The sequence below is a fragment of the Aquirufa sp. ROCK-SH2 genome (assembly GCF_054558315.1).
Genome location: NZ_JBPXKB010000005.1, coordinates 141,700 through 159,746 on the forward strand (window position 1 = coordinate 141,700; position 18,047 = coordinate 159,746).

Here is an 18,047-nt window from a genome sequence, read left to right on the forward strand (position 1 = left end):
AATCCGCCTAACCATTGTATTCTATTTTCTCTAAATTTCCTTTTGTAAGGATTCTCCTTTATTGGATCATTGGTATTCTGTTCTCCGAATACATCACCATTGAAATTCCTCTTTTTTATGGAATTTTGATCGTAATTGGTTGGGTCATCTTCTTGTTATGTAGGCTGAAATCTTTTCAATCTACATTATTCTTTGTCCTTGTGATTGTTTTGTCTTATTTGAATTCAATTAATTTTAATAAGCATTCTTTTCCCCTTAAAGAGTCGAAACCATTTGTGTTTAAAGTCATCAGCACTCCCATTTCAAAAACTAAAACCTGGTCTTTTGATGCCGAAATTATTGCACTTCACTACGATAATGGTTGGAGAAAAGTACATAAGAAAATCAAGGTGTTTTTGTCAAAGAAATGTATTAAGCCAAAGATTGATGCTGCATATATTTCCATTTCTACTTTGGAAGCAATCAAAGGTCCTGTTTTTCCTAATGAACAAAATTGGGCTAAATATTATCAAAGAAAAGGAATTGTAGCTTCTGTGTTCATACCCGAGCATGAAATTTCTATCTTAGAAAATGGTGATAATCGTTTCCATTTTTCAGTTTTTTTCCAAACAATCCAAGATGGGCTGGCTAAACATATTACTCGAACATTTACATCTTCCAGAAATCGAGAAGTCGCTTGTGCGATGCTTTTAGGAGTTCGTTCTCATATCGACTTTGATACGATGCAGAGTTATGCTTCCTTAGGTGCAATTCATATTTTGTCGGTTTCTGGGCTGCATGTAGGACTTTTATACCTCGGATTAAGTTTTATGTTGGGTTTTCTCATGAAAAAAGGGAAGTGGGGGAAATGGCTTTTTTTTATTTTGATGCTGGCATTTTTGTGGTTATATGCCGGCATTTCTGGATTTTCTGCTCCTGTGCTAAGGTCAGCTTGGATGTTTTCTTTTATGTTATTCGCTAAATCTTTCAATCAACAACAAAATACGCTCAATTTATTGGCCGTCTCATGTTTTATCATTTTACTGCTTGACCCCAATATGTTATTCCAAAGTGGTTTTCAATTATCGTATTTAGCTGTTTTGGGTTTACTCCTCTATCAATCTAAAATTGCTAGCTGGATTCAGATTTCATCCAAAAACAAAGTGGTATATTATCTCGCAAAGAATTCTTGGGACTTAACCGCTGTCGCCATAGCCGCTCAAATTTTCACTTTGCCGCTGGTGATTTATTATTTTCATCAGTTACCGCATCCTTTTTATTTCTTTTTACTGAATCCCATATTGATTTTACTATCCTCTATTTCACTTGGTCTTGGCATGTTTTTCATTGCGATTGCAGAGATTTTTTGGAATTTAAAGGTTTATACGTTCTACTATTTTGTGGGTACTTTGGTAGAGAAAAGTTTTGATCTGCTTCATGCTGTGATGTTTTACGTTGTTGATGGATTTCATCCCGTGATTTCTTTTCTGCAAATAGAAATTTGGGAGATATTTGTCTTTTTGATGCTATTGATATTTATTGAATTGTGGATTGTATTTAGAGGATTTCAATGGCTCATTTTATGTGCTGTTTTAATGCTTGTCCTATTGTATAATCATTTTCGAATCATACCGCAAAAGATCCAAGATCAAGAAGAGGTGTATTTTAGTCAATTCAAGAACGAATTGGTTTGGATTGGCATAAAGAAGAATCGCGCAATTTTGTTCGCTAATAAAAATATCATTCGGGATCCTACTTGGGTGCAAGCCCATTTTTCACCGCTTTGCGCCTATCATCATGTGACAGATACCCTCAAAAAAGAACTACCTGATCATGTAAATCTTACTTGGATTTGGAAAGGAAAACGCTTTGTTTATTTGCAAAAAGCCTCTGAAAAAACCGATAAGAAGCGAGTTGATTATTTGATTTTGGGAGCTAAAATTAAATGGAAAAACCCGTATTGGTTACCTTCTTGGAAAGCTGCTAAATGGTATTTTATCAAAACACCAAGTACCTATTATCAGAAAAAAATAAAACCGATCATTCTTGAGAATAATCGGTTTACAATTGCTTTGGATACTTTTGAAAAAGGTAAGAGAGAAAAGAGAGGAGAGAAGAGAGAAAATTAATGCCTCTTACCTCTTACCTTTTACCTCTTACCTTTTACCTATTACCTAATAATTTATTTCTTCTCGTTTCTTTTACGCTCGTTAGCATCTAAGAAGATTTTACGCATACGTAAGGATTTAGGAGTGATTTCTAAGTATTCATCTTTTTGGATAAATTCCATACACTCTTCTAATGAGAAGTTTAATTTTGGAGCAATTTTAACATTGGAGTCAGTACCTGATGCTCTCATGTTGGTCAATTGCTTGGAAGCTTGTAAGTTTACTTCGATATCGTTTTGACGATTGTGCTCACCAACTACCATTCCTGTATATACTTCTTCACCTGGATCGATGAAAAACACCCCTCTATCTTGTAATTTATCAATTGCGTAAGGAATAGCTGGACCTGTGTTCATTGAAATCAATGATCCATTGATACGTCCTGGAATTGGACCTTTAAACGGCTCATAAGAAATGAAACGGTGAGCCATAATAGCTTCTCCAAAAGTAGCAGTTAACACTTTAGAACGTAATCCAATCAAACCACGTGATGGAATGTTAAATTCAAGGTGTTGCAAGTCGCCTTTCGGTTCCATAATCAATAATTCACCTTTTCCTTGTGTAGCTAATTCGATTACTTTACCAGCTACTTCATCCGGTACATCTACAACTAAAGATTCAATTGGCTCTAATTTTTCACCATTTTCACCTTGTTTGAAAATTACTTGAGGTTGTCCTACTTGTAATTCATAACCTTCACGACGCATCGTTTCAATTAATACAGACAAGTGAAGAATACCACGGCCGAATACCAAGAATTTATCTTCGCTTTCTGTTGGAACAACTTTCAATGCCAAGTTTTTCTCTGTTTCTTTGAATAAACGCTCACGGATGTGACGAGATGTTACCAATTTACCTTCTTTTCCGAAGAAAGGAGAGTTGTTGATGGTAAACAACATATTCATTGTCGGCTCATCAATTGCGATACGCGCTAAAGCCTCTGGATTTTCTGCATCTGCAATGGTATCACCAATTTCGAAATCTTCGATACCTGTTACGGCACAAATTTCTCCGCATTCTACTTTGTCAACTTTTACTTTTCCTAAACCTTCAAACACTTGAAGTTCTTTGATACGCATTTTTTTCGTTGAACCATCTGCTTTACAAAGTGCAATTTGCATACCCTCTACTAAAGTTCCACGCTCTAAACGTCCAATTGCAATACGACCTACGAAAGATGAATAATCCAAAGAAGTAATTTGCATTTGAGGAGTTCCTTCTTGAACCTTTGAAGCAGGAATATGCTCGATGATCGCATCTAACAGTGGAATAATGTTGTCGGTTGGTTTTTTCCAATCGTCAGACATCCATCCTTGTTTTGAAGAACCATATACACATGGGAAATCCAATTGATCTTCCGTGGCATCTAAGTTGAACATTAAATCAAAAACTTGCTCATGAACTTCGTCTGGGCGACAGTTTTCTTTATCTACTTTATTAACAACCACGATAGGCTTTAATCCTAATGCGATAGCTTTTGATAATACAAAACGAGTTTGTGGCATTGGACCTTCAAAAGCATCCACCAATAAAATTACACCGTCTGCCATTCTCAACACACGCTCTACCTCACCGCCAAAGTCGGCGTGACCAGGCGTATCGATAATGTTGATTTTAACATTGTTATATCGTACAGATACGTTTTTTGAAACGATTGTAATCCCTCTTTCTCTCTCTAAATCGTTGTTATCAAGGATCAAGTCTCCAAATTCTTGATTTTCTCTAAAAATCTTGGATGCATGAATGATTTTGTCAACTAGGGTAGTTTTACCGTGGTCAACGTGGGCAATAATGGCAATGTTGCGAATGCTTTGCATAAAAAATTAGTCTCTTTAATGAAATAAATTCCTAGACTCCAGGAAATTAAGGTGCAAAGGTACGGATTATTTCTTTGAAAAGTACTAAAATGATTAAATAAGAAAATTTCTCCTTAGGAAGGAATAGATTTGGTAGCTGCAACCTCATTGGTGGGCTTAGCCATTTGTACAATTTTTTCTAGAATATGCTCAGAATCAATGCCACAAACACGATAAAGTTCAATTTGTTCCCCATGTTCAATTACTTCATCTGGAATACCTAAACGGGTTATTTTAGAAGTATAATGATTATCAACCATGAATTCTGCTACCGCTGATCCGAATCCGCCTTGAATAGCTGCATCCTCTACTGTTATGATTGCATTAAATTTTTGGAAAATGTGATGTAAAAGCTCTTCATCCAAGGGTTTTACAAATCGCATATCAAAAAGAGCAGGTTCTAAACCTTGTTTTCTTGCTTGTAAACAGGCAATTTCAGCTTGATTGCCAATGTGGCCAATGCTCAAAACGGCAATATCTTTACCTTTTAAGACTTCCTTCCCTTTACCAATTTTCATTAATTCAAAATCTGTTCTCCAAGCGGGCATCACACCCTCGCCTCTTGGATATCGAATGGTAATGGCTTGTTTTAGTTCCTTGAACGAATCTTGAGACGCAGTATACATGATATTTCTAAGTTCCTGTTCATTTTTAGGAGCCATGATAATCATGTTGGGAATACAACGCATAAATGCAAAATCGTAATTTCCATGGTGCGTAGGTCCATCTGCGCCGGCTAGGCCAGCTCTATCTAAACAGAAAATGACAGGTAGGTTTTGCAAACAAACATCATGAACCACTTGGTCATAACCTCTTTGCATAAACGAACTATAAATATTGCAAAATACGGTGAGCCCTTGTGTAGCTAATCCTGCGGAAAAAGTGACTGCATGTTGTTCTGCAATACCCACATCAAACGCTCTATCTGGCATCGCCCGCATCATGATATTCATGGAGGATCCCGAAGGCATAGCTGGAGTAATACCCATAATTTTTGGGTTTTTTTCCGCTAATTCTAATAAAGTATGTCCAAAAACCTCTTGGTATTTGGGTGGCTGTGGATTATCAAATGTTTTCTTTTGAATCTCCCCTGTCGTTTTATCAAATTTACCAGGGGCATGCCACAATGTTTGATCTTTTTCTGCCAAAGAATATCCTTTTCCTTTGGTCGTAATAACATGTAAAATTTTAGGCCCTTGAATGTCTTTTAAGTCTCGCAAAACGGTTGCAAGATATTCTACGTCATGCCCATCTATTGGTCCAAAATACCTTAAATTGAATGATTCAAATAAATTACTTTGCTTTAAAATAGTAGCTTTTAAGCCATTTTCAATTTTGGAAACAATCTCTTGTGCGGATTTGCCAAATTTGGACATTTTGCCCAATAAGTTCCAAATATCATCTTTTACCTTGTTGTAGGTATGTGAAGTAGTAATGTCTGTTAAATATTCCTTCAACGCTCCTACATTGGGATCGATCGCCATGCAATTATCATTCAAAATGATAATCATGTTATTTGGAATATCTCCGGCATGATTCATGGCTTCAAACGCCATTCCTGCTGTCATTGAACCATCACCAATAACAGCAATATGTTGTTTTTGGAATTCTTTTTTATATCTCGAAGCAACCGCCATACCTAAAGCAGCCGAAATAGAGGTAGAGGAATGTCCCACTCCAAAAGCATCGTATTCACTTTCAGATCTTTTTGGAAATCCACTAATTCCTCCGATCAAACGGTTGGTATGAAAATTTCCTTGTCTACCCGTTAGGATTTTATGCCCATAAGCTTGATGCCCCACATCCCAAACTAATTGGTCTTCAGGTGTATTAAAAACATAATGCAATGCAACCGTTAATTCAGTTACCCCTAAGGAAGCTCCAAAATGCCCCCCATTCACCGATACATTATCAATGATAAATTGACGCAATTCATCGCAAACTTGGGGTAATTGTGAAGCTTGAAGTCCGCGAAGATCCTTGGGACTCTGGATCTTACTCAATAAAGGACCTGCTTGAAACTGCATAGATTATTTTTTAATGTGTTGATAGAAACTTTACAAAGGTAAAAATGTTTTGTTAGCTTAGTCATTTTTTTGACTTGCTTTAAAAAGTCTTCTTTTTTCATATTTAGATAAACTATCATATCCTGATTTAGATATTTTATCTAAAATCTGATTCAATTCATCCTCTTGTATGTCAGAGTGGTCATTTAAATCCAAAATTTCATTGGTTTTTTTATGAACAACTTGTGCATAACTATAAATTTTTGAGTCTTTTTTTATCAGAAATTTTTTTGTTCGATTGAAATTAAATGCAAACAAAAATCCCATAATGGCTCCTCCTAAATGAGCAATGTTTCCTCCTGCATTGCTACCAACCGTTTCGATGAAAGACCAAATGACGTAAAATGTAGCGATGTATTTTATTTGAACTGCTCCAAAAATAAATAAATAGACTTCATATTTCGGTCTTAAATAGGCAGCAGCTATCACAACGGCAAATACTCCTGCTGAGGCTCCGTTTAATAGGGAAGGTCCTTTGGCAATAAAATAAGAAAAGCTATTTAATAATAACAAATAGGCTGCAGCGCCTGCCAAGCCTCCTAAAAAGAACAATTGAACAATTTTTTTGTGCCCAATGTAGTCAGTTAGTATTCGTCCAAACCAGAATAGAAACATCATATTGAATAATAGATGAAATAATTCCATGTGCACAAAAAAATAGGACATTAGCGTCCAAGGTTTTGAAAGGACTAGTTTGGGCTGAGAAGATAAGGTTAGATTTTCATAGATGAAATCAAAAATCGTTCCTTTGTCCGCGATTAAAAAAATGACTTTAGCTACATTTAACAAGACAAAAATTACCACGTTAATGATGATAATTTTCATCAAACCATTATCGGATTGTTGAAAAACCAATTTAATGTCTTGCCAAATACTTTTCATCTTAATAGAAATTATTGCGTTTTGTCTTCCAAATGAAAATTAAAATAATCGCAAAGAACATTCCTCCAATATGTGCGAAATGTGCCACGTTATCACCTGCATTTTGTTGCATGCCTGCATAAAATTCATACAAACCATATCCACTGACAAAATATTTTGCTTTAATGGGAATTGGAATCGGAAACAAAAACATCTCAGAATTTGGAAATAAGTAACCAAATGCCATCAATATTCCAAAAACAGCTCCAGATGCACCACCTAAAACACTGGTACTGATGATTTGAGTATAATTTTGCTTCACAAGATCAATGTTTAATAAACCCTGTGGAGCCGTAATTGTTCCATAATGTTGCCAATAATCTACTAAATTGGCTGAAGTAGGGTCTAATAAAACTAATTCGGTGGCCCTTCTTAATTCTGCATAATCGATAAAATGCTGAATTCCCATGTATAAAAGCCCTGCACCAATTCCACAAAAGAAGTAGAAAAAAATAAATCGCTGGGCACCCCAAACTCGTTCCAAAAGAGAACCGAACATAAACAAACCAAACATGTTTCCTAACAAGTGCATGAAGTTCGCATGAACAAATAAATAGGTAACTAATTGATAAATTCTAAAATCTGGCGATTCGTAATAATGCAACGTAAGATATTCCTGAGGGATAAAAAGTCCTGATAGGACAAATACCGCCACATTGATTAAGATCAAATTTCTTACACTCGGAGTTAAGTTCTGTAACATAGTTTTATTCCTCGTATCCCCAATCGATACCTGTTTTCATGTCTTTAATTAGTAAGCCCATAGACTTGAAAGTAGCACGAATTTCATCTACTTTATCATATTGTCTATTTTCCTTGAATTGTTTGTAAAGATCCAATAAACCTTTGCTCAATGCATCCCAGTTTTCAGGTGTTTCTTCTTTGATGCCTAAAACATCATTTAATATCCCATTGAAACTGCTTTTTAATTGATCAAAACCGCTTTTACTCATTTGGTCAAAAGTTACCTGACCCGTATGTAATTGGTTGATCTTTTTTAGCAAATTAAATAAATTGGCAATCGTCACAGCAGTATTCAAATCATCATTTAATCCATCATAACAACCTTGCACTGCTTGCTGAATTTCCTCATCATGCTTACTTGCCACTCCTTCGCCTAAATCAGCAGGGTAATTTAACCCTTTTAGGATTTTCAAGCCATTGGCAATTCGTTTATATCCCTTCTGAGCCGCTTTTAACGCATCGTTAGAAAAATCCAAGGTGCTTCTGTACTGAGATTGTAACATAAAGAACCGAACAGTCATTGGACTATAGGCTTGTTCTAATAAAGGATGATTCCCAGAAAATAATTCAACAGGTAAAAATGAATTTCCTAAGGATTTACTCATTTTTTGACCATTGACAGTCAACATATTTGTATGCATCCAATATTTTGCAGGGGCATGTCCATAAGTGGCCTTTGCTTGTGCGATCTCACATTCGTGGTGTGGGAATTTCAAATCCATTCCGCCGCCATGAATATCAAAAGTATCTCCCAAATATTTGTGACTCATACAGGTACATTCCAAATGCCAACCTGGAAAGCCTAATCCCCAAGGAGATGGCCAGCGCATGATGTGTTCAGGAGATGCTTTTTTCCAAAGTGCAAAATCGAGCGGGTTTCTTTTTTCGCCTATACCGTCCAAATCTCTCGTTTCCGATAATAAATCGTCTAAAACTCTACCAGAAAGTTTTCCATAATCGCCGCCTTCTTTGTTGTATTTTTCGATGTCGAAATAAACAGATCCGTTGGACTCGTACGCCAATCCTTTTTGAATCAAGGTTTGAGTAGCTTCAATTTGCTCAACAATGTGTCCTGTCGCAGTAGGTTCTATGCTTGGTGGCAATAAATTGAATTGGGTCAAAACTTGGTGAAAATCATTCGTATATCGTTGAACAATTTCCATGGGTTCCAATTTTTCCAACTTGGCCATTTTACCAATTTTATCTTCGCCTTCATCGCCATCACCCACCAAATGGCCAACATCCGTTATATTTCTAACATATCGAACTTGATACCCAATATGCTTTAAATACCTGTGTAAAATATCAAAGGAAGTAAAAGTTCTCAGATTACCTAAATGAACAAAATTGTAAACCGTTGGTCCACAAACATATAAGCCAACGTACGGCGCATTAACAGGTTCAAATAATTCTTTTTCTCTACTAAGTGTATTGTATAGTTTTAGCGCTTGCATAGAATAAATTCCTTCTTGATTTTTAGATATCTGGGAAAGGTATTAAAATTACTAATTAAAATTTAAAATGTTGAATCAATTATCTATTCCCTGATAAAATGATTTTTTCGGATAGCTCGTTTCAATATATTATCTTTGTTTTTTTATATTTAGAAATATGTACTTAAAGGAAGTCGGAGCAGATTCATCTCTTCAAAAAGCTTTTTTAGAATTCCCTGTTTCGTTGTATGCGAATGATTCTAATTGGATACGTCCTTTAGACAATGATATCAATTCCATTTTTGATCCGAAGAAAAATCCACATTTTAAACATGGGGATGCAATCCGTTGGATATTGTTTTCAGATTCCAATGAAGTAATCGGCCGTGTGGCTGCTTTTTATGATGGTAAAGAATCTTCAAAAGATACTCAATTGACAGGAGGGATGGGCTTTTTTGAGTGCATAGAAGATGAGAAGGCCGCATTTATGTTATTTGATGCTTGCAAAAATTGGTTGAAAAATCAGGGATTTGAAGCCATGGACGGCCCAATCAATTTTGGGGAGAGAGATAGTTTTTGGGGATTGATGATCAAAGGTTGGGAATTTGAACCTACCTATAAAATGCCTTGGACCAAGGAATATTACATCTCGTTTTTTGAAAAATATGGTTTCAAAGATTATTTCCAGCAATTAGTATTTGTTTCATCCATTCGTGGAGCGAATGTAACTCAAGCGATAGAAGAGAAAGCTGAACGTATATATCAAAATCCCAATTATGAATTTCGGCACATAGAAAAGTCCAAATTGAATCAATATGCCGAGGATTTTAGAATTATTTTCAATGCAGCTTGGGCCAAATTTCCAGGGGTGAAAGAAATGAGTTCAGAGCAGGCTCAAAAATTGGTCAAACAAATGAAGCCAATTTTGGATGAACAACTCTTGTGGTTTGCTTATACTTCAGAAGGAGATCCTGTGGCATTTTTCATCGTGATTCCTGATTTGAATCAAATCGTTAAGCATTTGAATGGAAAATTGAATGTTTGGGGGATGATCAAATTTTTATTGTTAAAATTGAAAGGTACTTTAACTCGTACTTGTGGACTGATTTTTGGTGTAGTACCAGAGCATCAAGGGAAAGGGGTTGAATCTGCCATTGCTTTGCGTTTTAGATCTGCTGCTAGAGAAAATCCATTCTATCCTTATACCACTATGGATATGAATTGGGTAGGTGATTTTAATCCAAAAATGTTGCGTTTTGTGTCTCAATTAGGGGCGACAAACGACAAGACTTATATTACATATCGTTTATTATTTAATCCAAATCAGCCCTTTAGTCGTTGTCCTAAAGTTGGCTAAATTTATCAACATGAGCTTATTATCAATTGGAACGGTTGCGTTCGATGCCTTAGAAACCCCTTACGGAAAAACAGATAAAATTATCGGAGGTTCTTGTACCTACATTGCACTTTCAGCGGCATTTTTTGTGCCCAAAGTGAATGTTGTGGCAGTAGTTGGCGATGATTTTCCCAATGAATACATTGAGACATTAGAGTCGAAAAATATCAATTTAGAGGGTCTTCAAATCAAAAAGGGGGAGAAATCCTTTTTTTGGGCGGGTAAGTACCACAATAATATGAACTCAAGGGATACGCTGGTAACTGAATTGAACGTTTTGGCGGATTTTCAACCTACTATTCCAACATCTTATCAAGATTGCGAGTACCTCATGTTAGGAAATCTAACTCCTCAGGTTCAGATTGACGCCATTAAGGGTTTGAATAAACGACCTAAATTGATTGTCATGGATACCATGAATTTTTGGATGAATGTCGCCATGGACGATTTGAAAAGTGTATTGAAAATGGTAGATGTGCTTTGTATAAATGATGAAGAAGCGCGCCAACTTTCAGAGCAATATTCATTGCGAACTGCTGCTAAATTGATCATGGCGATGGGTCCAAAAACTTTGATTATCAAAAAAGGAGAAAATGGAGCTTTGTTATTCCAAGGAAATGAAATGTTCTATTGTCCAGCTATTCCATTAGAAGATGTTTTTGATCCAACTGGAGCGGGTGACACTTTTGTGGGTGGATTCATCGGATACCTTGCAAAAGTTGACGATATATCTTTTGAAAGCATGCGTAAAGCGGTGGTATATGGCTCTGCAATGGCTTCTTTCTGTGTTGAGAAATTTGGAACGGAACGTTTGTTGCAAATCACAGAAGCTGAATTAGAATCGCGTATGAATGAATTTAGAGAATTGGCTAGATTTTAATATTAACCAACAATCACCTCGGTCATATCATCAAGGCTCAAATAGTTATTAGCTAAATCTCTTAACTCTTGAGCCTTGCATGAAAGAATTTCATCTTGAAATTGATCATAAAAATCCAAGGCTAATCCTTCTAATTGGATAATTTTTACTTTATCTGCGATATCAAAAGCTTGTGTTAATTCCCCAGTAAAACTCCCCATTAAATAGTTTTTAACCAATACTAATTCCGAATCAGAAACTAAATCAGTTTGTAAAATAGCTATTTCTTTTCTGATCTCCGAAATGGTTTCTTCAGCTTTATCCTTATTTACATCTGTTCCAACTACCCAATATCCAGCTCTCTGCATAGGAATCATGGAACTTGAAATTCCATACGTAAATCCTTTTTCTTCACGAATATTTTTTTGAAGTCTAGATCCAAAATACCCCCCTAAGATGGTATTTAGGACAGTAAATTTAAAATAATCTGGATTTTTCCGAGTCATTCCAATTTTACCAAAGCGAATAGAGCTTTGTGTTGAATTTTCTTTGGAATGCTGTATGCGCTTTTCTGAAGTTAAAGAATTACTAAAACTGTTTTTGCTTGAACTTTCTTGAAAATTCAATTGCCCAAGTGTTTGATTTAAAACCTTGATTTCCATTTCACCCACTTTCCCAGATAGGGTAATGGAGGGTTTGATATTAGACCAATGTTTTTTATAAAAGGATTTTAAATGTTCAATTTGGATATTCTTTAGACTATCAGCTGTTGAAAAACGCGAATATGGATCTGACCCAAAAATAGCTTTCCGAAAATATTGGTTTGCAGCAAAGGATGTTTTTTCCCAATTTAAATTGGTTCTTTGTGCTTCGATCTCCATTTCCTTTTTAAACTCATTCTCGGGGAAGATAGAGTTTACCAAAATATCTTCAAGAAGATGGATAAGTGTTTCAAAATGTTTCTTTAAGCTATAAATCGTAATCGTACCTAAATCGAAATTGGCTTGAACATCCCAAAAAGCACCATAAAAATCGAATGATTCATTAATGTCTTTTGCTGTTCTGGTTTTTGTGCCTCTTTTCATTAATTGAGCAGTCATACTAGCTACCCCAGGAATAGAAGTATTTAACGAGCCAGCATCTGTATTCAATTCTAATTTAAATACATCTTGTTCTCCTAAATTAATCAGGCAAACTTTTATTCCATTATCCAAGTGAACTAAATCATATTTGGGGAAATCAATGCGTTCAATAGGGTAAGAGACAGGAGCAATCGTACGATTAAGCATAATATATAGTTAAAAAACAAATGACATTCTTTTGGAATGTCATTTGTCAAATCAATAAGTTGGTATTTTTATTTCGTTGTATTGCTATTAATAGCAGCTAACAATGAAATTCTTAAAGTATTTGCTAATGGGCTACTTGTTCCTGTTGGTACTAAGTAAGCAAAATCAAAACCATATTTTTGATCTAATTTGAATCCAACTCCAAATGTGAAATATTTACGATTACCCTTATTAGCACTTTCATTGAAGAAACCTGCTCTTAAAGCAAATGCATTGTTCATTAAATATTCAGCTCCCAATGATGTAGAAATTTCTTGTAACTCCTCGCCAAATCCATCTGGTGCATCAAACAAAGAAGTGAAAATACCACCGATAGCTGTTACATCATTTGGATCTGTTCCTTTGGTATATTTCTTCGTAGTAGCATCGTAAATACCTGGTGTAGGAACCATTAATTTGTTTAGATCTACTGTAAATGTTAATCGATTGCCTTCTGAAATTTCTTTGGTTGTTGCAACTCCGAAACGAAGATTAGTAGGAATGAAATTCTTTTCATTTCCACCATAAGAAACTTTACCTGAAATGTTAGACAAAACTAAACCGTAGGTGTATTTCCAATCTTTAGCTGAGGTAGAATTCCAATATAAAGCAACATCTGCAGCAACCGTTTGTGCTGGTTTCATTGCAACTGTTGAACTTTGGAAGTTGCCCAATAAGTTAGAGTTGATGTATTTTAAATTAACACCTAACGATAATGAGTTCGATAATTTTTTAGAATAAACACCTGTGATAGCATATTCTTTCGAGTTGTAATTTCCATTACTTTGTCCAATACTGTTGGTTGCTTGGAAAGTTCCTTGATCAAAATAATTGATTGAAAAACCAAAAGCTTGATCTTTGCTTGTCTTTTTGAAACCTGATATATTGTATAAAGCCATGTCAGAAACTAAGTTTCTTAACCAAGGTGTGTATGAAATAGCAAATCCTAAGTCTTTTTCAGAAGTAGCTAATTTAGCTGGATTCCAATAGATGGCATTCACATCTGCTGAAATAGCAACACCTGCATCACCCATACCGGCTGATCTTGCATCAGGGGTTACATTCATAAATAACATCGTAGGAGTAGGAATTCTTCCGTCGTTCTGTTGTCCAGAAACTAATGTTTGAGAAAAAGCAAAATTTCCAATGAAAACCGTAAGTAAGGTTAGGACTGCTTTCGGGAAAAATGAATTATTTGTCATCATTGTATATTTATAAAATTAGAGAGTCTTATACTTTAAAAAGCTAGTATCAAAATTAGTTATTTTTAAATGAAAATATTCAATAAAATTAAAATGTTTTATAAAAAATTATCTTACGACACCTATTTTACCACTAAATTGATATTTATAACGATCTAAAAGATTTATTATTTTAATGCTATATACAATTAACGAATGTTCTTCGGATATACCACTTTCATTCAAAGATAAATCTATTTCTATTTTTCCCGTTTCATTCGAATTCACTTGCTTTTTATCCTCCCAAATGGTTTGACCCAAAATATTATATAATTTTATTTCGTATTCACAATCTGTCCATTTCTTTTGTAGATCAAAGTTGAAATGAATTTGATCGTTGCTCGGATTAGGATATACATTGATTGTCTGATTGGAATTAGGATTATCATTAACCGTAAAGTCAAAGATCTTGGTGCTGACATTTAAATTGGAGTCCCAACAAATAAATTGACAATGGTATTGACCATTTTTTAATTGCTTGAAAGGATAAATGAATTGCCCAGAATTTGCCTGATCCATTTCACTACTAAAATAATCTAAGGTATTTATTTGCAAAGTATCATTGATAACCATTTCAGATGTTTCCCCATTGGGACCCCAAAAACTTAATGCCTTGTCGTCCACAATATTTATTGCAAGAATTGGATTTCGGCTTGCCTGATTCGGATCCTTTTCATTCAATAGTTTAAAGTTTATCGATGGAGGTGTTTGATCGATTGTTTCTTTGTTGAGTTCTATAGCAACCGTTTTTGATCCCATGATTTTAAGTCCATTTTCAAATGTACCTGAAAATCTTAGTAATACTGAATCTGTTTTTATCGCTGGAATGTATTGTTGATTTAGTTGAAATAGCCCATTTTTGACGCTGATTTTTGCTTTTTGCAATAGCTTCCCCTCTATTTGATATTCATAAATAGGGGTTTTCGTCCCCAAGGTCTTCTTTTTATCAGGTTTTTGTAAAATTTGTAATTCACCAGTGCCATTCATCGGGATTAAATTGGGGATAGATCCTTTGATGAATTCTGTTGATTGTGGTTTTATTTGATTGTTACTAATGGCCGACTTTTGATGTTTCCAAGGTAAATCCATACTTGGATCTCCCAAGAGGATGATATTTCTGTTGATCACTCCCGCCTGACTTTTGTTTTTTGTGTCTTTGAACAGGTCACCGAGTAGATAGCCATTTTCAGTTTGATGTTGAACTAAATTCTCATAGAATTTTTTGCCAAAAAGATAATTACTACTTTGAAATACAGGTCTTGATGTACTTATCAGGGTAATGGCACCACCTTGGTTAGATAATAAGGCTATTTCAGCACCAGACATTTGATTGGGATCATCAAAGCGGCCAAATTGACAAGTAGCTGTTAAAAGCATGGGTAGGTGTTGACTGTTCTTGAGATTTACTAACTCTGTAACAGTTAAAATTTTTTCATCTGTCCAACCCGTTTCTGCTCCATGCCCGATAAAATGAATGAAGTCGGCATTTTTGTTGAACAACTCAATGACATCTTTTTTTGCTGCTTGCGAAGTATAAAATCCATTAGCCACTTCTTGAGGATATTGATCTAGATACAATTTTTTGATGGGGTATACGCTAGTTGAAGATTGAATAATTTTTTCGAAATCTTCCGCATCCTGAATGTGCAAATTATTATCGCCATCATCTGCTACCCAAGAAAATGTAAAGTTTTGAATGGGTGATTTTTTTTGAGATTCTTGATAAGTGATTAATTTGTTGATCAACATGTTGGCTTCTTCATAGGTTCGTGCTGGGATTCGCCCTATGCCTATTTGAAGATTTTCTTCTCTGACAAGATCTCCTTCTAATAATTCGCCGCCATCAGTATCTAGTATTCCATAATAATCATCACTTACATAACTTAACAGGGGATGTAAGGATTCTCTACTTTGGTAACTTGGAACAATCGCTTTTTTTTCGATTTCAGATGTTACAGAGTTTTTTCCTTTGAAATCAACAGAGGCATCTCCTAATATCAATAGATATTTTAGAGACGAATTTGTTTGTTTTTTTAGGTGTCGAATGAAATCCCGAATGGCTGTAATATCCGCTTGACCTGCTGAAAATTCATTAAAAATTTGTTCTGTGCTTACAGCCGTTGCACTGACAGAGCTGAACTTATTTTTATATTCAGCATATTTTTGTGCTAAGGGAAGTAGCATTTCTGTGGAGACAATGAGCAAGTTTTTCGCACTTAATTCATGTAAATTTTGATTTTTCACAATGCCAGAGTATTGGGGCGACGAAGCATTATTAGGATCAAAAATGAATAATTGAGCTTGGGATTTACTTGTTATTTGAGGATTTTCAATCGGATTTTCATACCTCGTCCATTGGCTATCATTTTCTAATTGCCAAATTTGATGCTGCTCTTCAAGGTTGATTATTTTGATAGAGAAGACGGAATCAACTTGATTAGGAAGCCAGTAGTTCGATTGCGAACTTTTTGCATTGAATAATTTTGGATAAACCAGACTTATTTTGTCCAAATATCCTGATCCGCCACTTGATTTATATTGAAGTTTACATTCCCATGAATTAGTATTTAATAAAGGTGTAAGGGAATAGGCAAATTCAGCAGGAAGTGCTTTTATATCATACCTTGAATTATTGATGGCTGGGATTTGAATGCTTTTATTACTGGAGCCTGGTAGCTGTAAATTCCACTCTGCAGCTTGGATGGATGCGTTGTAAACACGGCCATATAACAGAGACTGACTGTCTTTTTTATAGTCAGTTAACTCATACATTAGTTTTTTTTCGCTATTGCTACTGAATGATTCTCCCAGCCATTCTCTTCCAGATTGAATGAGATTGTTGAGTTCTTGTTCATAATGAAAGCTGTAATATCCATAATCTACATAGGGGGGACTTCCTTGTTTGACTATTTTGCTTGTGATTCGAATGGGTTTAGGATCATCCAATCGAATAAAATAATAAGTAGAATCCGAGTAAGGATTTATTTTAGTTTCTAAGCGATTGGTCAATGTATCCCAGTAAGTTTTATGTGGGGATTGTCCATAAAAAAGTAGATAATCATTTTTATCCCAATGTCCATCATCTTCACCGATAAATTGTGAAACGTATCCTAGTAGGTCATTAGGCCTTTGAATTGAATTTAGTTGAGGTAAATAACCACCCGAGTTTCCATAAAGTCCTATTTTTTGGGGATTGATGGTATTGGGATCTATTTGGTTTTTTAAGAGCCATTCATAATTGATTCGATAGAATCCTGATTCTGAAATGGCAATTTTGATCCATTTACCCTCAGCTAGATTTGATTTGTATTGAGCAGTTAATTGGAAATTGATTTGAACGCAAGCGAGCAAAATAAGTAAAGTAGCAAATTTAATTTTAACTCCTTTCAAAATCGATGAGGCTAACTTGTGCATTTTTGGAGACTAAGTAGAGTTTCCCTGAATTTACTTCTTTACAAATGTAACGAGTTCGTCTTAGTTTACCTTTTCGGAATTGTAAGTTTTTAATGCCAAATAATTGATTTTCTTCTATTGAGCTGATTGGCACCAAGTCATTTTGATGTAAATCATAGGTTTTTAAAATTTCAACCAAAGGTGCATATCCAGTGCTGGTTGCAGTTGGATTTTTCAAATAAGCTTTTAAGACTTTTATCAGTTCATTGGGAAGAAATTCTTCCTCTAAGATAGGCTCAAAAATTTCTTTAAAGGCATTTTTCCATTCTTGTCCATGCGGTGCTACTTTGTTTTTGAATCGGTTGTAAGTGAATAGGTGTGCAACCTCGTGAAGGTAAGTAATTAGAAAAGCGTAAGGATTGAGATTATGGTTGACGGTAATCTGATGACCTTTTGAGGGGGAAAACCGATAATCGCCTAGTTTGGTGTTTCTTGCCTTGCTGACAATGAAATGAAATGGATAATCGTGCCAAAGTTGAAAGCAATATTCAGCCACTTTGGGTGGGAAATGTTCGAAGAAAGAACCAATTTTTTTATTTTTCGACATTTTTTGGGCATAAAAAAAGTCCTTCGCATGCGAAGGACCTTCTTTTCGGTTGGTAC

The 18,047-nt window shown here is 35.2% G+C and carries 12 protein-coding genes; 3 read left to right on the forward strand and 9 right to left on the reverse strand.

Features of this window, described 5'->3' with window-relative positions:
- Positions 1-14 precede the first annotated feature (14 nt).
- Positions 15-2,108 (forward strand): ComEC/Rec2 family competence protein, encoded by a 2,094-nt coding sequence (locus tag V7S79_RS11410; RefSeq protein WP_459490720.1) that lies wholly within the window; start codon positions 15-17, stop codon positions 2,106-2,108.
- Positions 2,109-2,161: 53 nt separating this feature from the next.
- Here the strand turns inward: V7S79_RS11410 and typA are convergent, their stop codons facing one another.
- From typA to cysS, 5 genes are all read right to left on the reverse strand, one after another.
- Positions 2,162-3,964, reverse strand: coding sequence for a translational GTPase TypA (gene typA / locus V7S79_RS11415; protein ID WP_459490721.1), 1,803 nt, complete (start codon positions 3,962-3,964; stop codon positions 2,162-2,164).
- Positions 3,965-4,077: 113 nt separating this feature from the next.
- Positions 4,078-6,030, reverse strand: a complete 1,953-nt coding sequence (gene dxs, locus V7S79_RS11420) for a 1-deoxy-D-xylulose-5-phosphate synthase (RefSeq protein WP_459490722.1) — start codon at positions 6,028-6,030, stop codon at positions 4,078-4,080.
- Between the two features lie 57 nt (positions 6,031-6,087).
- Positions 6,088-6,951, reverse strand: coding sequence for a rhomboid family intramembrane serine protease (locus V7S79_RS11425; protein ID WP_459490723.1), 864 nt, complete (start codon positions 6,949-6,951; stop codon positions 6,088-6,090).
- Position 6,952: 1 nt separating this feature from the next.
- A complete protein-coding gene (locus V7S79_RS11430; RefSeq protein ID WP_459490724.1) occupies positions 6,953-7,693 on the reverse strand; it encodes a rhomboid family intramembrane serine protease in 741 nt (246 codons plus the stop codon).
- A 4-nt stretch (positions 7,694-7,697) separates the two neighbouring features.
- Positions 7,698-9,188, reverse strand: coding sequence for a cysteine--tRNA ligase (gene cysS / locus V7S79_RS11435; RefSeq protein WP_459490725.1), 1,491 nt, complete (start codon positions 9,186-9,188; stop codon positions 7,698-7,700).
- Between the two features lie 157 nt (positions 9,189-9,345).
- Between cysS and V7S79_RS11440 the strand changes: the two genes are divergently transcribed.
- Positions 9,346-10,524, forward strand: coding sequence for a hypothetical protein (locus tag V7S79_RS11440; RefSeq protein WP_459490726.1), 1,179 nt, complete (start codon positions 9,346-9,348; stop codon positions 10,522-10,524).
- A gap of 10 nt (positions 10,525-10,534) precedes the next feature.
- Positions 10,535-11,443, forward strand: coding sequence for a PfkB family carbohydrate kinase (locus V7S79_RS11445; RefSeq protein WP_459490727.1), 909 nt, complete (start codon positions 10,535-10,537; stop codon positions 11,441-11,443).
- A gap of 2 nt (positions 11,444-11,445) precedes the next feature.
- Here V7S79_RS11445 and V7S79_RS11450 read toward each other — a convergent pair whose 3' ends face one another.
- The 4 genes from V7S79_RS11450 to V7S79_RS11465 form a co-directional block, all read right to left on the reverse strand.
- Complete coding sequence (locus tag V7S79_RS11450) at positions 11,446-12,711, reverse strand: M16 family metallopeptidase (RefSeq protein WP_459490728.1); 1,266 nt, start codon at positions 12,709-12,711, stop codon at positions 11,446-11,448.
- Between the two features lie 68 nt (positions 12,712-12,779).
- The gene (gene porV, locus V7S79_RS11455; RefSeq protein WP_459490729.1) at positions 12,780-13,955 is read right to left on the reverse strand and encodes a type IX secretion system outer membrane channel protein PorV; all 1,176 of its coding nucleotides are present in this window, start codon (positions 13,953-13,955) and stop codon (positions 12,780-12,782) included.
- Positions 13,956-14,060: 105 nt separating this feature from the next.
- Complete coding sequence (gene porU, locus V7S79_RS11460; protein WP_459490730.1) at positions 14,061-17,405, reverse strand: type IX secretion system sortase PorU; 3,345 nt, start codon at positions 17,403-17,405, stop codon at positions 14,061-14,063.
- Positions 17,368-17,991, reverse strand: coding sequence for a SprT-like domain-containing protein (locus tag V7S79_RS11465; RefSeq protein ID WP_459490731.1), 624 nt, complete (start codon positions 17,989-17,991; stop codon positions 17,368-17,370). The genes porU and V7S79_RS11465 overlap by 38 nt, the downstream gene beginning before the upstream one ends.
- Positions 17,992-18,047: the final 56 nt, after the last annotated feature.